This window comes from Pseudomonas gingeri (assembly GCF_013385635.1).
GTDB lineage: Bacteria > Pseudomonadota > Gammaproteobacteria > Pseudomonadales > Pseudomonadaceae > Aquipseudomonas > Aquipseudomonas gingeri_A.
Genome location: NZ_JACAPR010000013.1, coordinates 233186 through 248031, shown reverse-complemented (window position 1 = coordinate 248031; position 14846 = coordinate 233186). Strand labels below are relative to the sequence as shown.

Below are 14846 nucleotides of genomic sequence, written 5' to 3'. Positions count from 1 at the left end.
GAATTGTCTGCATTCAAGCTAACCCTAGTGAGGAACGACCATGAACTTCGCGATTTCCGCTTACGCTCGTACTACCCGTCGTCTGTGCGCCGCACTGGTGGCGGGCGCACTGTTATTCAGCAGCGCGTCCTACGCTGATGACACCCTGTCGACCATCCTTAGCCAGAAAAAACTGACAGTGGGCTACATCCCTTACGATGACCTCACACACCGCGACCTGGCCACCAGCAAGATCGTGGGTTTTTTCCCGGACGTGATTGAAGCCATTGCCAAGGAAGCCGGCATCCCGCCTGAAAACATCACTTATGTGGCCACTGACTGGGCCAACTTTGCCGTGGGGCTCAAGGCGCACAAATACGACATCAGCATTTCCGGCACCTTCAAGACCATCCCGCGGGCCACTGCGGCGGCCTTCACACAACCGATTTTCTACCTGGGTAACTCGGCCGTGGCCCGCAAGGGCGACGAGCGTTTCGCGCACATCACCGACGTGATGCAACTCGACCAGCCGGGCCTGACCATTGCCGTGGTCTCGGGCGAGCAGAGCTACGACTTCGCCAAGTCGCGCTTCACCCACGCCACATTGAAAGTGATCAAGTCGGCCGACCTGACATCCGCGCTGATGGAAGTATCGTCGCAACGTGCCGACGTGGCGCTTTCGGACCACTACGTAGTCAAGTCCTACACCGCGAAGAACCCCGACCTGATCGATGTGTTCGCCAGTAAACCGTGGAACATCCAACCCATCGCCTGGGCCGTGCGCACCGAAGACCAACCGCTGCTGAACTTCCTCAATGCCTCGCTGGACTACCTGCAGAGCACCGGCCGCATGGCGCAAATCATGGCCAAGCCGGAATACGCCACCGTGCCGTTCCTGATGCCGGCCAACACCGTACAGCCCCTCAAATAGTCATTGCCGGCCAACGTGTATTGACGCGTATCCGTTGGTCGGCAAGAGGAATCAACGTTGAATTATTCATTCGATTTTGGCGCGGTCTGGGCATTTCGCTGGGTGTTTGCCAAGAGCATCGTCCTGACCCTGGAAATCTCGCTGCTGGCAATTGTGCTGGGCACGGTGCTCGGGGTGCTGATGGGGGCCGCCCGCGCTATCGATAAGCGTGGCCTGATACTCACGCCTCTATGGGCATTCAGTACCTTGTTCGTCTATCTGCAGCTGTCGATTCCGGCGCTGGTGCTACTGGTATGGATGTATTACTGCTTGCCATTGCTGGGCATCAATATCAGCTCCTATTGGACGGCCATCCTGGCGCTGGGGATAAACCTGTCGCCCTTCGCCGCGGAAATCTTCCGTTCCAGCCTGCGCAACATGCCGCGCGGCGAAATGCAGGCCGCGCGGGCGATGGGCTACACCTCGCTGCAGACATTCCTGTACTTCTCGCTACCGCATTTCGTGCGCAATTCGATACCGCCGCTGATGGGGCAGTACTACACGACGCTGAAGATGTCGTCGCTGGCGTCGGTGATCGGTGTGTTCGAGATCATCAATACCGCGCAGGAAGTGATCAACCAGACCTACAAGACGCTGGAGGTCTACACCATGGTCGCGCTGTGCTACGCGCTGGTGGTCATTCCCTTCGCGCTGCTCGCAAAACGCTATGAAGATCGCGTGTTCGTGGAGAGGAATTAAATGTCATCCGGAATTGAAATAACCCGTTTGACCGCCCGTTACGCCGCGTCGCACGGTCAGGCGCAGGTCAACGCACCGGCGGTGCTCAACGACCTCAGTATGAAAGTGGCGGCCGGCTCGATTGCCGTGGTGGTCGGGCCAAGCGGTGCAGGTAAAAGCACCTTGCTCAACTCGATTGCCGGGCTGCAGCCGATCGCCGGCGGGTACGTCGCCATGGCGTTGGACAGTCGCCGAGGGGCGATCGAGCATGGCGTCGATATGCGCCTCGGACCCCAGGAGCGTCGCCGGATTGGCGTGGCGTTCCAGCAATCGAACCTGTGGTCGCATTTCAGCGTGCGGGAAAACCTCGTGCACCCGCAGGTCAAGCTGGCAGGCCGTTCAAGTCGGGAGGCCAACGAGTGGGCGCAGCACCTGCTGGGCGCACTCGAGCTGCTGGAGCATGCGGACAAAGACGTCGGCGCCTTGTCCGGTGGGCAGCGTCAGCGCGTGGCGATTGCTCGGGCGATATGCCTGCGCCCGGATGTGTTGCTGTTCGACGAAATCACCGCCAATCAGGATCCGGAAAATATCCTGCGGGTGTTCAACCTGATTCGCGGCTATGTGAAAGACACCGGCTGCACCGCGCTCACCGTGTCCCACGACATGGGGTTTGTCGAGCGGGTGGCCGACACCGTGCACTTTCTGCAAGGCGGCGTCATTCGTGTCGAAGCCGCCACCCACGATTTTTTTCACGGCCAGCACGACGAGTTGGTCTCACGTTTTCTACAAGCTTTTTAACGTGCATAGAGGGTTCTTTAATGTCAGCTCCACTGTTTCATATGTTCGCTGGCGCGCCGGCTCCGGTCGCTCCGTTTTCCCATGCCTGCGAGGTCGATGGCTGGGTATTTGTCACCGGGCAATTGCCGATTGATCCGGGCAACGAAAGCTCGCCCTTGCCAGAAGGCATTGAGGCGCAAACCCATAAAACCTTCGATAACCTGAAGGTGGTGCTTGAAGGCCTGGGCCTGGGCCTGGAACACGTGGTGTCGGCACGGGCGTTCCTCACGGATTTCTATGGTCATTACGAGACGTTCAACGCGCTCTATGCCAACTACTTCCCGGTCGGCAAGCGCCCGGCGCGCACCTGCATCGGCACCACCGGGCTAGCCCGTGAGGCCTTGGTGGAAATCGACTTTATCGCTCGCCGTCCTTGAGCGTTTTATGAACCGAAGGGGCCGTGGCTACGGCTCCTTTTTTCTCAGGTAGTGATATGCAAAATCCTGTCAGAGGCCGTCGGGGAATGGCGGTTGCACCGCATGCCCTGGCTTCGCAATCGGCGCTTGCGGTATTGCGCGAAGGCGGCAATGCCATTGAAGCGATGGTGGCAGCCGCTGCAACCATTGCAGCCGCTTATCCACACATGAACGGGATCGGCGGAGACAGCTTCTGGCTGCTCTCCATCGCAACCCCTGAAGGGCCGCAGGTTATCGGAGTCGAAGGCTGCGGCGCTGCGGCGAAGGCGGGCAGTCGAGACTTTTACTCCGGCCAAAAAACGATCCCGTTCCGCGGGCCGAGCGCTGCATTAACGATGGCCGGCACGGTCAGTGCCTGGGAGCGCAGCCTTGAGGTCGCCAGTCGGTACATGCCGACCCGACTGCCGTTGTCACGCCTGCTCGGTGATGCCATCTATTATGCGCGCCAGGGCGTGCCCGTGACCGCCAGCCAGCATCGCTGTACGGTGGCAAAGTCAGCGCAGCTGCAATCGGTTCCCGGTTTTTCGGCTGTCTTCTTGCCGGACGGCGATGTGCCCGGGGTTGGTTCACTGTTCCGCCAGCCCCGGCTCGCCGACACCCTGGAGCGCTTGGCCGGCCAGGGGCTCAGTGATTTCTACCGGGGAGACCTGGCCACCGACATGGCCAGGGAGCTTGAGCACATTGGCAGCCCTCTGCGCCTGGAGGATTTCCATGCCCATGCCGCGGTGGAGCGCCAACCGCTGCAACTGACCCACAGCCAGGGGCAGGTCTATAACATGCCGCCGCCCACCCAGGGCCTGGTGTCCCTGATGATCCTCGGCATCATGGATCGTCTGAAGGACAGTGATGCAGACCACCTGAGCGCAGCCTATGTGCACAGCGCCGTGGAGGCGGTGAAACAAGCCTTCAACGTGCGCGACCGACACATCACCGACCCTCTGCACATGAGCGTCGATCCCGCGAGTTTTCTGACCCCGCAAGCACTGCAAGGCATGGCAGACGTCATCGACCCGCAGGTGGCTGCGGCATGGGGCAATGGCAAGGGCCCGGCGGACACCGTATGGATGGGGGTAATAGACGAACAGGGCAACGCGGTGTCGATGATCCAGAGCGTCTATCACGAATTCGGCTCGGGCGTGGTGCTCGCCGACAGCGGCGTTAACTGGCAGAACCGAGGCGCGTCGTTCTCGCTTGACCCGACGCACATCAACTGTCTGCTGCCCGGCAAAAAACCCTTCCATACCCTCAACCCGGCACTCGCTCATCTGAATGACGGGCGCACGATGGTGTACGGCAACATGGGCGGCGACGGGCAACCTCAAAGCCAGTCGGCCGTATTCACTCGCACGGTGGTTCATGGCCTGAACCCGCAGGCCGCGGTCAGCGCGCCACGCTGGCTGCTTGGCCGAACGTGGGGTGAATCATCGGACAGCTTGAAACTCGAGAGCCGTTTTCCTGCCGAGACCGTCGAGCAATTGCGCAGCAAGGGCCATCAGGTGGAAATGCTCGACGCTTTTGACGAGGTCTGCGGGCATGCCGGGTGTGCGCTGCGCTACCCGGATGGCAGCCTGGAAGGTGGCGCCGACCCACGCTCGGATGGCGCGGTTGCGGCATTCTAGAGGCTGAAGTTGCCCCTCCTTCAAGCGAGGGGCAGTGCCTGCACCGTCTTCTCGTGGCTCTCGCGCTCGCCAAGCGGCTCATGCGAAACGAGATCACGTTTCAGGCCGCGTCCGACGAGCTCATCACTCGCTATGGGTTTGCGGGGCACACGGCCAGTGCTTATCTCAATGGGTACGCGCACTTGCGCTCTGGCACGCCCATGAAGGCAACCATCAACAATGCGGGCCTGCGCTTGATGCCGGGCTATGACCGGAACCCGGATGTCGTCGTGCAGGTGCTGTTGAGGGCCCAGGGCATTTGTGAGGCGTGCGCCAAGCCGGCCCCTTTCCGGCGCTCTTCAAACGGTACTCCCTACCTGGAAGTACACCATATTGTGCAACTGGCGCATGGCGGTGACGACTCCGTGGATAACGCGCAGGCGCTGTGCCCAAACTGCCATCGCGAGATGCATTTCGGAGTGCAGGCATAGGCGTTGGCCAACCGCCTTTCTGTCATTCCAGGTGGGTGAGCCGTGACAGTGATCGGCAGCCGCGGTATCGCGCCTGCCGATCACGAGGTTCAGGTGTGCGATGGCACGCCCGGCCCATCAAGCAATGCATCCACCACCGTCCTGGACAATGTCACGGAGTGAATCAGCCCCATCAGCAGATCCCGCTCGAAAGCCTCCAGGCGTGGACAGATTTCATCGGCATTCAGCTCGGCGGACCTGAGCAATTCCGATACTTGGGTCAGCGCAACCTTGGCGGTGATGCCCGGTTGGACCGAGAACAGCGGTGGGGCAGACGAGGCCTCGGACTCGACGGTTCTGAACGCCGTAGTGGAGAGTGTTTCGAGCAGTACGGGTTCTGCATTGTGCGGGGGCTTTGATTGGACCTGGGCCAAAGAGTCATGCATGACCTTGCTCAGGTAGGCCGCTTTTTCCGCGACACTGGAAGTGCTGCAGGGCGGCGGGTCGGGGGGGCTACTCGGACAGTATCGTACGCGACCGGTACAAGCCCAGAAGAGAAGCCTACAGTACGGTCCCTCTGCCGCTGCTGACCTGCAGCAATGGGTCGTTTTCAGCCGGTCGTGACCGGCTGAAAATGGCCGATTCTGTTGAAAAAGTCGACCCGGGCCGACTGCCCGTGCATTGAGCGGTGAAAACGCTATTTTTGCACGCTGCTACGTGAAATCTGAGTCCGGATGCCTCTGCCAAAAGTAAAGATTTCAATCTCGAACGCGTACTTTTTGCTGCGCAAACCATGGCCGATTTTTTCAACAGAATCGGTCAGAAGCTGTCATTGACCATCTACAAGATCAGGGCCCGTTCAGCGGCTGAATGCGCAGCAATGGGTACCGGTCCACCTGGCTGGAGTTGTTGATTCTAATGGCTCATCGCCAAAGTTCGCATGCATAAGGGTGCCGGAGATTCAGACACTGAATAGTGCGGTCCAGTCAGCTGATTTCTGAAGTTGCCGGTGTGTCGTTGAGGACGAAATGTGCCGTTGATTTCTCACTGCATGTTAGAATTCGTGAGAAATTAGGGGCGAAGCGATCTATGGATAAGCACCAACTAGACAAGCTCATTGAAGAAACCTTTCACTCGCTTACACCGACACTCCAGCGTGCAGCGCGCTTCATTCTTGACCATCCCAACGAAGTTGCCTTGCAGTCGATGCGCACGGTGGCCGGTATGGCTAAGTTACAACCAGCGTCGATGCTGCGTCTGGCTCGGCAGTTGGGTTTTGGTGGTTATGAAGAGCTGCGCGATTGTTTTCGACGCTGGTTGACGGAGCGCGACTCGATGTTCACTCAGCGCGCTGACGGGCTGCGCAAACGTTCGAAGGGCGATCAAAATACCGGGCTGATCAGCGAGATGCTAAGTGCCGAGCAGGCCAACCTGGAAGACACGTTCAGCCCTGAACGATACGAGCAGATTCTGGCGGCACATAGCTTATTGACCAGCGCCAGGCATATTTATGTTGTTGGCTTGCGCAGTCTCTTTCCCGCAGCGTATTACTTCAGTTATGTCTGTGGCATGTTTCTCAATAACACCACCTTGCTCAGCGGCATTGGCGGTGCGTTCGCCGATGAGTTACGGCGCATTGACCCGGAAGACGCATTGGTGGTGTTCAGCTATCACCCCTATGCGCAGGACGCATTGCGTGCGGTGCATTTTTCCCGCGAACACGGGGCCAAAATCGTTGCGATCACCGACAGCCCGGTATCGCCGGTAGCGGCGCCTTCCGATGTGTTGATTGTGGTGCGCAACGCCACACCATCGCTTTTCCCTTCGGTGGTTCCCGCGCTGGCGGTGTCCCAGACGCTGGCGGCCTTGCTGGTCGCCAATGGCAGTGAAGACAGCCTGCAGAAAATCGCCAACAGCGAAGCACAACTCAAGCAGTTCAGCGTTTACGTCGAATAAACCTTGCAAGCACCTCCCTGCAGAGGTGCTTGAGGTTGGCCTCAGGGCTGCAGCCGATTGTATTTTTTCAGGATTGCGTTCAGTTCGCCGTGGGGCAGGGCGTATGACGTGTAACCGTTGATTCCGGTCATGTCGCGAGCCGCTACCAGAGCATTGGTGATGGCTTCTTCTGTAGCCTGCACGGTGGCATTGAACACCGGGTCAATTTTGTCGTTCGGAAACTGGGTAACCGTGACCGGATTTTCTTCTTCGACATCGTTGATGGCGTCGCCTGTCGAGAACGACACGATGATGTCACCCGAGCCATTCCCTGCAAACGAACCCATGCGAGCCAGCCCCATCGAGGCGCGTTTGGCGATGCGGTTCAACTGGGTACTCAGCAGCGGTGCGTCAGTGGCGACTACGATGATGATTGAGCCTTGATCCTTGCTCGGGGCACCGCCATCGCCGCTTTTCAGGCAATGCGGTGTTTTGTCCGTCGCCGCAACACCCGGCTGGAAACAGCCCAGCCATTTTTGCGCCAGCTCCTGGCCGACCGGCGCCCCCGCTACGCGCAAGGTGTCGCGCTGCCCGGTGTTGCATTGCACCAGCACACCCACGGTGTACGACTTGCCATCGACCTCAATCACACGCGATGACGTACCGATGCCGCCCTTGAAGCCGAAGCACACCATACCAGTGCCGCCGCCCACGTTGCCTTCCTGTACGGCGCCACCCTTGGCCACTTCGATCGCCTTGATCGCATGCTCCGGCTTGACGTGCAAGCCTTCAATGTCATTGAGGCGGCCGTCCCAGGTTTCCGCCACCACCGGCCAGATCGCATTGCCGAACGTCTTGGCAGACCATTCGGTAATCCCCGCATACACCGGACCGATGGCATTGGTGTTGGAAATGCCGATCGGGCCGTACACCAGGCCGAAATCCTGCAAATACGATTGCCCGGTCATTTCGCCATTGCCGTTCAGGTTGAAAAAACCGCCGTTCACCGCTTTCACCGACGCCTTGCCACGGGGGATGACCATGGTCACCCCGGTGTGTATAGGGCCTTTCCCTGGCACCAGTTTGCCCTCGCCACTGTTGAGGGTGACCTGGCCGACTTCCACGCCGGCGACGTCGGTAATGGCGTTGAGTTTCCCCGGCGTCCCTTCAAAGGGGATGCCCAGGTCCCGGGCGCGTTGTGGTTCAGCAGCCAGCGCAGCCTGACTGAGCAGGGCGGCACCGCAAGCCAGGAGCACAGAGTTCAGATAACGGTGATTCATTGCTTATGCCTCTTGTGGTTGTCATTGAAGGGCGAGTGATTCATCCAGCGCCACGGCGAGTGTGTCGACCGCGAACGCCAGTTGTTCTTGAGTGCTGATATAGGGTGGGGCGAGCAATACGTGATCCCCCGTGACGCCATCAACCGTGCCGCCGCCGGGGTAGCACAGCAGGCCGTGCGCCTGGGCGGCCTGTTTGATTTTTGCGTGCAGGCGCAAGCCCGGCGCGAACGGCCGGTTACCGTCGCGGTCCTGCACCAGTTCGATGGCCCAGAACAGGCCACGGCCGCGAACATCACCCACGTGCGCGTGATTGCCGAAGCGCTCGTTGAGCAGCCCGCCGAGCAATTCGCCGCTGCTGCGCACGGTGGCGCAGAGGTTCTGCCCGATGATTTCCTGTTGCACCGCCAGGGCCGCGGCGCACGCGATCGGATGGCCGACGTAGGTGTGGCCGTGCTGGAAGCTGCCACTGCCGCGACTGATGGTTTGCACCACTTGGTCGCTGGCCATGACGGCGCCAATCGGTTGAAAACCTCCGCCGAGGCCCTTGGCCAGAATCAACAGGTCAGGCACCACCCCTTCCTGTTCGAAGGCGTGATAGCTGCCGGTTCGACCGATGCCACACATGACTTCATCGAGAATCAACAACACGCCGTAGCGGTCACAGACTTCACGCATCCGCGCCAAATAACCCGGCACTGGCGCTACCGCGCCGGAGGTCGCACCCACCACCGTCTCGGCGACGAACGCCGCCACGGACTCGGGGCCTAATTCAACAAAGGTGTGTTCCAGTTCCAGGCCCAGGCGCTCGATATAATCAGCGTCGCTTTCATTGGCCATGCGGTAGCGAAAGGCGAAGCAGGGTGAGACCTGAGTGGTCTTCATCAGCAACGGCTCGTACAACGTCCGCCGTGGCAGATTGCCGCCGATGGCCAGCGCACCGAGGGTGTTGCCGTGATAGCTCTGGCGACGGGACACGAAGTGACAACGCTGAGGCTGGCCGTTCTCAACGTGGTACTGGCGCGCCATTTTCAGTGCGGTTTCCATGGCTTCCGAGCCGCCGGACAGAAAGTACACGTTGCCCAGCGTTGCGGGGCTTTGCCCGGCCAGCAGGCTGGCAAGTTGCTCCGCCGGCTCGCTGCTGAAAAAACTGGTGTGGGCATAGTCCAGCGTTTCCATCTGCCGCTTCATCGCCGTGATGACCGTCGGATGCCTGTGGCCCAGGCACGACACAGCCGCACCGCCGGAGCCATCGAAGTAGCGCTGGCCGGCGGCATCGATCAAGTAGCAGCCCTCGCCACGCACGGCGAGGGGCAATGTCAGGGCAGGATTTCGGTGAAAAATATGAGTCATACGGACACTTCCTTGGCGTCACCCGTCATGGGGATTTAACGCGACTTGTCTCGGTTGTTTTATTTTTTAGATTGATGAAGCAAATGGTTTATTTTCAGGCGTGGCAAAGGGTTCAGGGCTGCGCAGCGACGTCCCGAGGAAAGCCTTGAGTCGTTCGCTGGCTGGCGAGCGGAACAGTTTCGCGGGCGCGCCTTGCTCCTCGATCCGGCCCTGGTGCAGAAAGATCACCTGGCTGGACACCTCGCGGGCGAAGCTCATTTCATGGGTGACCATGATCATGGTGCGTCCCTCGCTGGCCAGGTTCTGGATGACCGTCAGCACTTCACCGACCAGTTCCGGGTCAAGGGCGGACGTCGGTTCGTCGAGCAGGAGCATTTCCGGTTCTACGGCCAGCGCCCTGGCAATCGCGACGCGCTGCTGCTGGCCACCGGAGAGCTGCGACGGGTAGCTATGAGCGAACCGCGCCGGGTCCATCTGCACCTTGTTCAAATAGTGCAGGGCTTTTTCCGTGGCTTCGGCCCGGCTCAGTTTCTGCACGCGCATCGGCGCGGCGATGACGTTTTCCAGCACGCTGAGGTGCGCCCATAAATTGAAACTCTGAAAAACCATCGACAGCTGTGTGCGCAGACGTTGCAACTGGCGCGCTTCCTTGGCCTGCAGGCTACCGTCACGGGCGCGCTTCATGGCGATGGGCGTGCCATCCCAGATGATCTCGCCGGACTGCGGTTGCTCCAGCAGGTTCAGGCAGCGCAGGAAGGTGCTTTTGCCTGAGCCGCTGGAGCCGATCAGGGTGATCACATCACCGGCATTGGCGGTCAGCGAAACACCCTTTAGCACCTCGTGCTGACCATAGCGTTTGTGCAGGTCGTTGACCTGGAGTTTGGACATGTTGTTCACCTTTGCAGCCATGCCTGGCTGTCTTGTCATGGATGGGTTGACCGAGGGCGCAGGTACGCCAGCCATTTGCTTTCGGCAAGGCGAAACAGCAGGAACACCAGGCCGGTAAACAAGGCGTAGAGCACCAACGCGGCGATATAGGCTTCGTAAGGCGAGGCGTAGCGCATGCTGATCGAGCGGCCGACCCCCGCGAGGTCAAGCAAGGTGATGCTGGACGCCAGTGCGGTGCAATGCAGGGTCAACACCACTTCGTTGCTATACGCTGGAATTGCCCGGCGCATCGCACCCGGGAGGATGATGTGGCGCATCTGCGTCCACCGGCTCATGCCCATGGCGCGAGCCGCCTCGATCTCGCCGTGGAAGGTTTTCTGGATGCAGCCCGCCAGGATTTCAATGGTGTAGGCCGCAGTGTTCAAGCCAATCGCCAGCCATGCGCAGATGTAGGCCTCGCGTAGATACGTCCAGGCCCAACTGGAGCGGATCCAGCTGATCTCGGCGAGGCCGAAATAGATGATGTAGATCTGCACCAGCAGCGGTGTCCCGCGAAACAGGTAGGTGAACAGCCAGACCGGCGTTCGCAAAAGCGGGTTGCTCGACACGCGCAACAACGACAGGGGAATCGCCATCACGAGGCCGAGCCCCAGTGACGTGATGAACAACTCGACCGTCAGCAGCAGGCCCGTAGTGCGGGTACCGTCGCCCCACAGAAACAGTGTCAGGTTATCGAACACGACATGCCAGTTCATAAGGTGATCTCCTTGCTGCCAGCGGCATAGTGCGCAGCGATAAATCTGAGGGCGACAACCGAGACCGTGCTCAGCAGCAGATAAATAAGCGCCGCGACGATCAGCAATTCCAGGCCGTGGCCGGTGGCTTTACCGGCCGAGCGTGAAAGGAAAATAAGTTCGTTCAGGCTGACCATCGACGTGATGGCGGTGGCCTTGAGCATCACCAGCCAGTTGTTGCTGATGCCGGGCAGGGCGAAGCGCATCATTTGCGGCACGACGATGTGCATCTGGATTTGCAGCGTGTTGAAGCCGAATGCCTGCGCCGATTCCGCCTGGCCCTTGTCGACCGCCAGGAAGGCGCCGCGAAAGGTCTCGGCGAGGTATGCCGAATAGATCACCCCGAGAATGATGACGCTAGCAGCGAAGGCATCGATATCGATCGCCTGAAAACCCATGCGCTGACCAAGCAGGTTCAGCGCGGTCTGCCCGCCGTAGTAGAGAAACAACAACCAGACAAAGTCCGGTGCGCTGCGCATCACCGACGTGAAGGCGGTGGCGGGCCAGGCCAGCCAGCGGTGTTTTGAGAGCTTGGCGTTGGCGACCAGCAAACCTAGCGCCAACGCAACGGCAAAAGAAAACACGCCGACTTTGATCGTGACCAGGGCGCCCGCAAGGATGCTGTCCGCATATCCATAAAGCATGTTCGTATTCTCACTGTTCACAGAGGGGCACAGGCATGCAAATCAACGGAAGCTCGCGTGCGTACTCGTGGGGCGCAAGGTCGCTGTCCAGATATCGTGCGAACTTGTGACCCTGATACACCGCCGCAGCGATTGTGCCGGGTGCCAGGCTGTCGCCAATCAGACTGACCGTGCTGATGCCCGCTTCGCTCAGCGCAGCCCCCTGGTCGAGCAACGCTTCATGAAGTTCATCCCTGGGTAGGCGGGCGGTGACGTTGATCAGCGACTGACAGGCCAGCACCTGCGTGCGCCCGCTGATCTCGCAACGCAGATGCACGCGACCAGACTCGAAGCGGATGATGTTGTGATGCCGGACCAGATCAACCTCCAGCGTCATCAGGCGCTTCAGGATGTGGGTCGATTCCAGGGTGTTGCCAGCCCAACTGGCAACCTGCAAGGCAGGGGTGACCAGGGTCACTTGCAGGCCCAGCTCGACACAGCGTTCTGCCAGGACATTGCCCATGTAGTAATGGTCGTCATCGAAAATGACTACCGGACCCTCCGGAAGATGCCCTGCCATAAGGTCATCCGGCGTGTACACACCGGGCGAATCAAAACCGGGGATGGCGCAGCCATTTGCCCTGCCGATGCCATCGCGACGCCAGTAGGCACCGGTGGCAATCGCAACGTGGCCCGCGCCAAATTCGAGGATGTCGGTGGCGCTCATCGGGCTCATGCGGTAGATGCTGACATTGGTCATGGGTAACAACTGGCCGATACGCCATTCGCGAACCCGCCCCCATTCGTGCAGACCGGGCAGGCCGGATTCGCGCAAAACCCGCCCACCCAACTCTGCGCCGGCTTCAACCAGGTGCACTTCATAGCCGCGCTTGGCAGCGGCCAATGCGGCCTCGAGCCCTGCCGGTCCGGCACCGACGACCAGTAACGTCTTGTCGGAACCGCGCGCCGGGATTTTTTCCGGGTGCCAACCGCGCCGCCATTCCTCCCCCATTGTCGGATTCTGCGTGCAGCGCAGGTTGGAGCTGGAATAGTCACTGGACACGCAGATGTTGCAGCCGATGCATTCGCGAATATCATCGGTGCGGCCCTCGTTGATCTTGTTCGGAAGGAACGGGTCGGCAATCGAAGGTCGGGCCGCGCCGATGAAATCCATCACGCCACGGCGAATCTGGCTGACCATGGTGTCGGGCGAGGTGAAACGGCCTACGCCCACCACCGGTTTGCTGGTCAGGGATTTGACGAATGCGGTGTGTTCTTCCTGATAACCCTCTTGTTTGAACCGCGAGGTCACGCTGTCATTGGCCCAGCTGCTGACGTTGACGTCCCACAGGTCGGGCAGTTCGGCGAGCATCGCAATGATGTCGCGACCTTCTTCGGCGCTGACGATGCCGTCCGGCCCCAGCAATTCCTCGACGCCAAGGCGCACGGCGACGGCGCAACGATCACCCACGGCGTCTTTGGTGTCCTCGATCAGTTCGCGAAGGAGGCGCACGCGGTTTTCCAGGCTGCCGCCGTACTCGTCGTAGCGATCATTCTTGCGGCGCTGCAAAAAGTGCATCGGCAAGCCGAGATCATGGGAGGCGTACACGTAGACGATGTCGAACTCGGCGCGTTTGGCCCGTAATGCAGCCTGGCGATGCCACTGGCGCAGTTCGCGAATGTCGCTTTTGCTCATGGCGCGGGCCTGCACCGGCGCATTGTAAGTGATGGGGCGGTGCGACGGGCCGATGGGAATCTCGCGGCTGTCGTAGTTCGCGCATGAAGGGCCGTGATGCATGATTTCGATGCCGGCCAGTGCGCCGTAGGCGTGGACGGCTTCGGTCATCAGCGCCAGGGCCGGAATGTCGAGGTCGCTCCAGAGGCGACCCTCGTGAAAAGGCGAGCAATCGCTGCTCGGATGGATTTCTACTTCTTCGGTACAGATCACGCCCCAACCGCCTTCGGCTTTGATCCGACGCAGTTGCGCGAGCCCGCGCGGTTGCGTCCAACCCATGCCGTTGCAGTGCGGTACCTGGAAAAAGCGATTCTTCGCCGTGACCGGGCCTATCTTCAAAGGCTCGAAAAGGATGTTGAAACGTGGATCGCGAGACACGGCAAAACCCTCCGGCTGATCACGCAGCCGCGTTGTTCTTATTGTTCGGACTAACCGGTTAAACGTGCAGTAGCAGCCGCTCGACGCTCGACTGCTCTTGCACGGACGGGCGCAGGTAGTGCCCGCCAGCGATCAGAGGATCGGTACGTCGAAGTACTTTTTGCGCAGGGTTTCGTACGTGCCGTTGGCGATGATTTCCTTGAGCGCCTTGTCCATGGCCAGGCGCAGATCATCGTCTTCCTTGCGCAGGCCGATGCCCTGGCCATCACCGAAGTACCGCGGGTCGTTGAGCTGTTGCCCGACCAGTGCAAACCCCTGGCCATCCGGTTTCTTCAGGAACCCTTCGACGCCCGGAATGGTGTCTTGCAGCGTGGCGTCCAGCCGGCCGTTTTTCAGGTCCATAAAGGCTTCTTCCAGCGACGGGTAGCTGACGATCTCGGCCCCGCCCTTGGCGAGTACTTCATTGGCGAATTTTTCGTGAGTGGTTTCGCGCTGCACGCCGATGCGGATGCCTTTGAGTGTCGCGGGTTGCGCCGCGTCAAAGCGCGCCCCGGCCTTGGCGATCAGTTGCACCCAGGAGGTGTAGTACTTGTCGGTGAAGCCGATTTTTTGTTGGCGCTCCGGCGTGATCGTCATGGAGGCGACAATCGCGTCGTACTTGTTGGCCAGCAGCGCCGGGATCATCCCGTCCCAATCCTGAATCGCCCACGTACAGCGGGCCTTCATTTGCTCACAAAGAGCGTTGGCGATGTCGACGTCGAAGCCCCTCGGTTTGCCGTCCGGCCCGATTTCATTGAACGGACTGTAGGCGCCCTCCGTCGCCAGGCGAATGTCCTGCCAATCCCTGGCCTGGGCGGTCAGTGCCGCGAGACTCAACACAACAGCCAATACACCGTGCAGCTTCTTCATGTCTAC

At 60.2% G+C, this 14846-nt stretch carries 15 protein-coding genes; 7 read left to right on the top strand and 8 right to left on the bottom strand.

What is annotated here, in order from left to right:
- Nucleotides 1-40: 40 nt before the first annotated feature.
- From HX851_RS42040 to HX851_RS42015, 6 genes are all read left to right on the top strand, one after another.
- Complete coding sequence (locus tag HX851_RS42040; protein WP_177063188.1) at nt 41-910, top strand: substrate-binding periplasmic protein; 870 nt, start codon at nt 41-43, stop codon at nt 908-910.
- A 57-nt stretch (nt 911-967) separates the two neighbouring features.
- Nucleotides 968-1648 (top strand): amino acid ABC transporter permease, encoded by a 681-nt coding sequence (locus tag HX851_RS42035; protein WP_177063189.1) that lies wholly within the window; start codon nt 968-970, stop codon nt 1646-1648.
- Entirely contained in the window at nt 1649-2425 is a 777-nt protein-coding gene (locus HX851_RS42030; protein WP_177063190.1) for an ATP-binding cassette domain-containing protein, read from the top strand.
- A gap of 20 nt (nt 2426-2445) precedes the next feature.
- Nucleotides 2446-2841 (top strand): RidA family protein, encoded by a 396-nt coding sequence (locus HX851_RS42025; protein ID WP_177063191.1) that lies wholly within the window; start codon nt 2446-2448, stop codon nt 2839-2841.
- 56 nt (nt 2842-2897) lie between these two features.
- Nucleotides 2898-4499 (top strand): gamma-glutamyltransferase family protein, encoded by a 1602-nt coding sequence (locus tag HX851_RS42020; RefSeq protein ID WP_218173482.1) that lies wholly within the window; start codon nt 2898-2900, stop codon nt 4497-4499.
- 80 nt (nt 4500-4579) lie between these two features.
- Complete coding sequence (locus HX851_RS42015) at nt 4580-4969, top strand: HNH endonuclease (protein ID WP_177063193.1); 390 nt, start codon at nt 4580-4582, stop codon at nt 4967-4969.
- An 89-nt stretch (nt 4970-5058) separates the two neighbouring features.
- On the opposite strand, the gene HX851_RS42010 is transcribed toward HX851_RS42015, so the two are convergent.
- Nucleotides 5059-5394, bottom strand: coding sequence for a DUF6124 family protein (locus tag HX851_RS42010; RefSeq protein ID WP_256262745.1), 336 nt, complete (start codon nt 5392-5394; stop codon nt 5059-5061).
- Between the two features lie 643 nt (nt 5395-6037).
- Here HX851_RS42010 and HX851_RS42005 point away from each other — a divergent pair.
- Complete coding sequence (locus HX851_RS42005; protein ID WP_177063943.1) at nt 6038-6904, top strand: MurR/RpiR family transcriptional regulator; 867 nt, start codon at nt 6038-6040, stop codon at nt 6902-6904.
- A gap of 41 nt (nt 6905-6945) precedes the next feature.
- On the opposite strand, the gene HX851_RS42000 is transcribed toward HX851_RS42005, so the two are convergent.
- The 7 genes from HX851_RS42000 to HX851_RS41970 form a co-directional block, all read right to left on the bottom strand.
- Complete coding sequence (locus HX851_RS42000; protein WP_177063942.1) at nt 6946-8163, bottom strand: DmpA family aminopeptidase; 1218 nt, start codon at nt 8161-8163, stop codon at nt 6946-6948.
- A 21-nt stretch (nt 8164-8184) separates the two neighbouring features.
- Nucleotides 8185-9513 (bottom strand): aspartate aminotransferase family protein, encoded by a 1329-nt coding sequence (locus HX851_RS41995; RefSeq protein WP_177063941.1) that lies wholly within the window; start codon nt 9511-9513, stop codon nt 8185-8187.
- Nucleotides 9514-9579: 66 nt separating this feature from the next.
- The gene (locus tag HX851_RS41990) at nt 9580-10401 is read right to left on the bottom strand and encodes an ABC transporter ATP-binding protein (RefSeq protein ID WP_177063940.1); all 822 of its coding nucleotides are present in this window, start codon (nt 10399-10401) and stop codon (nt 9580-9582) included.
- 35 nt (nt 10402-10436) lie between these two features.
- A complete protein-coding gene (locus HX851_RS41985) occupies nt 10437-11156 on the bottom strand; it encodes an ABC transporter permease (RefSeq protein ID WP_177063235.1) in 720 nt (239 codons plus the stop codon).
- Nucleotides 11153-11839, bottom strand: a complete 687-nt coding sequence (locus tag HX851_RS41980; protein WP_177063236.1) for an ABC transporter permease — start codon at nt 11837-11839, stop codon at nt 11153-11155. The genes HX851_RS41985 and HX851_RS41980 overlap by 4 nt, the downstream gene beginning before the upstream one ends.
- A 10-nt stretch (nt 11840-11849) precedes the next feature.
- Complete coding sequence (locus tag HX851_RS41975) at nt 11850-13931, bottom strand: oxidoreductase (RefSeq protein ID WP_177063939.1); 2082 nt, start codon at nt 13929-13931, stop codon at nt 11850-11852.
- A gap of 132 nt (nt 13932-14063) precedes the next feature.
- Complete coding sequence (locus HX851_RS41970; protein ID WP_177063938.1) at nt 14064-14840, bottom strand: ABC transporter substrate-binding protein; 777 nt, start codon at nt 14838-14840, stop codon at nt 14064-14066.
- Between the last annotated feature and the right edge of the window lie 6 nt (nt 14841-14846).

Coding starts and splice junctions, on each gene's coding strand:
- HX851_RS42040 (WP_177063188.1), top strand. CDS start 41: ATGAACTTCGCGATTTCCGCTTACGCTCGTACTACCCGTCGTCTGTGC.
- HX851_RS42030 (WP_177063190.1), top strand. CDS start 1,649: ATGTCATCCGGAATTGAAATAACCCGTTTGACCGCCCGTTACGCCGCG.
- HX851_RS42025 (WP_177063191.1), top strand. CDS start 2,446: ATGTCAGCTCCACTGTTTCATATGTTCGCTGGCGCGCCGGCTCCGGTC.
- HX851_RS42020 (WP_218173482.1), top strand. CDS start 2,898: ATGCAAAATCCTGTCAGAGGCCGTCGGGGAATGGCGGTTGCACCGCAT.
- HX851_RS42015 (WP_177063193.1), top strand. CDS start 4,580: ATGCGAAACGAGATCACGTTTCAGGCCGCGTCCGACGAGCTCATCACT.
- HX851_RS42010 (WP_256262745.1), bottom strand. CDS start 5,394: ATGCATGACTCTTTGGCCCAGGTCCAATCAAAGCCCCCGCACAATGCA.
- HX851_RS42005 (WP_177063943.1), top strand. CDS start 6,038: ATGGATAAGCACCAACTAGACAAGCTCATTGAAGAAACCTTTCACTCG.
- HX851_RS42000 (WP_177063942.1), bottom strand. CDS start 8,163: ATGAATCACCGTTATCTGAACTCTGTGCTCCTGGCTTGCGGTGCCGCC.
- HX851_RS41995 (WP_177063941.1), bottom strand. CDS start 9,513: ATGACTCATATTTTTCACCGAAATCCTGCCCTGACATTGCCCCTCGCC.
- HX851_RS41990 (WP_177063940.1), bottom strand. CDS start 10,401: ATGTCCAAACTCCAGGTCAACGACCTGCACAAACGCTATGGTCAGCAC.
- HX851_RS41985 (WP_177063235.1), bottom strand. CDS start 11,156: ATGAACTGGCATGTCGTGTTCGATAACCTGACACTGTTTCTGTGGGGC.
- HX851_RS41980 (WP_177063236.1), bottom strand. CDS start 11,839: ATGCTTTATGGATATGCGGACAGCATCCTTGCGGGCGCCCTGGTCACG.
- HX851_RS41970 (WP_177063938.1), bottom strand. CDS start 14,840: ATGAAGAAGCTGCACGGTGTATTGGCTGTTGTGTTGAGTCTCGCGGCA.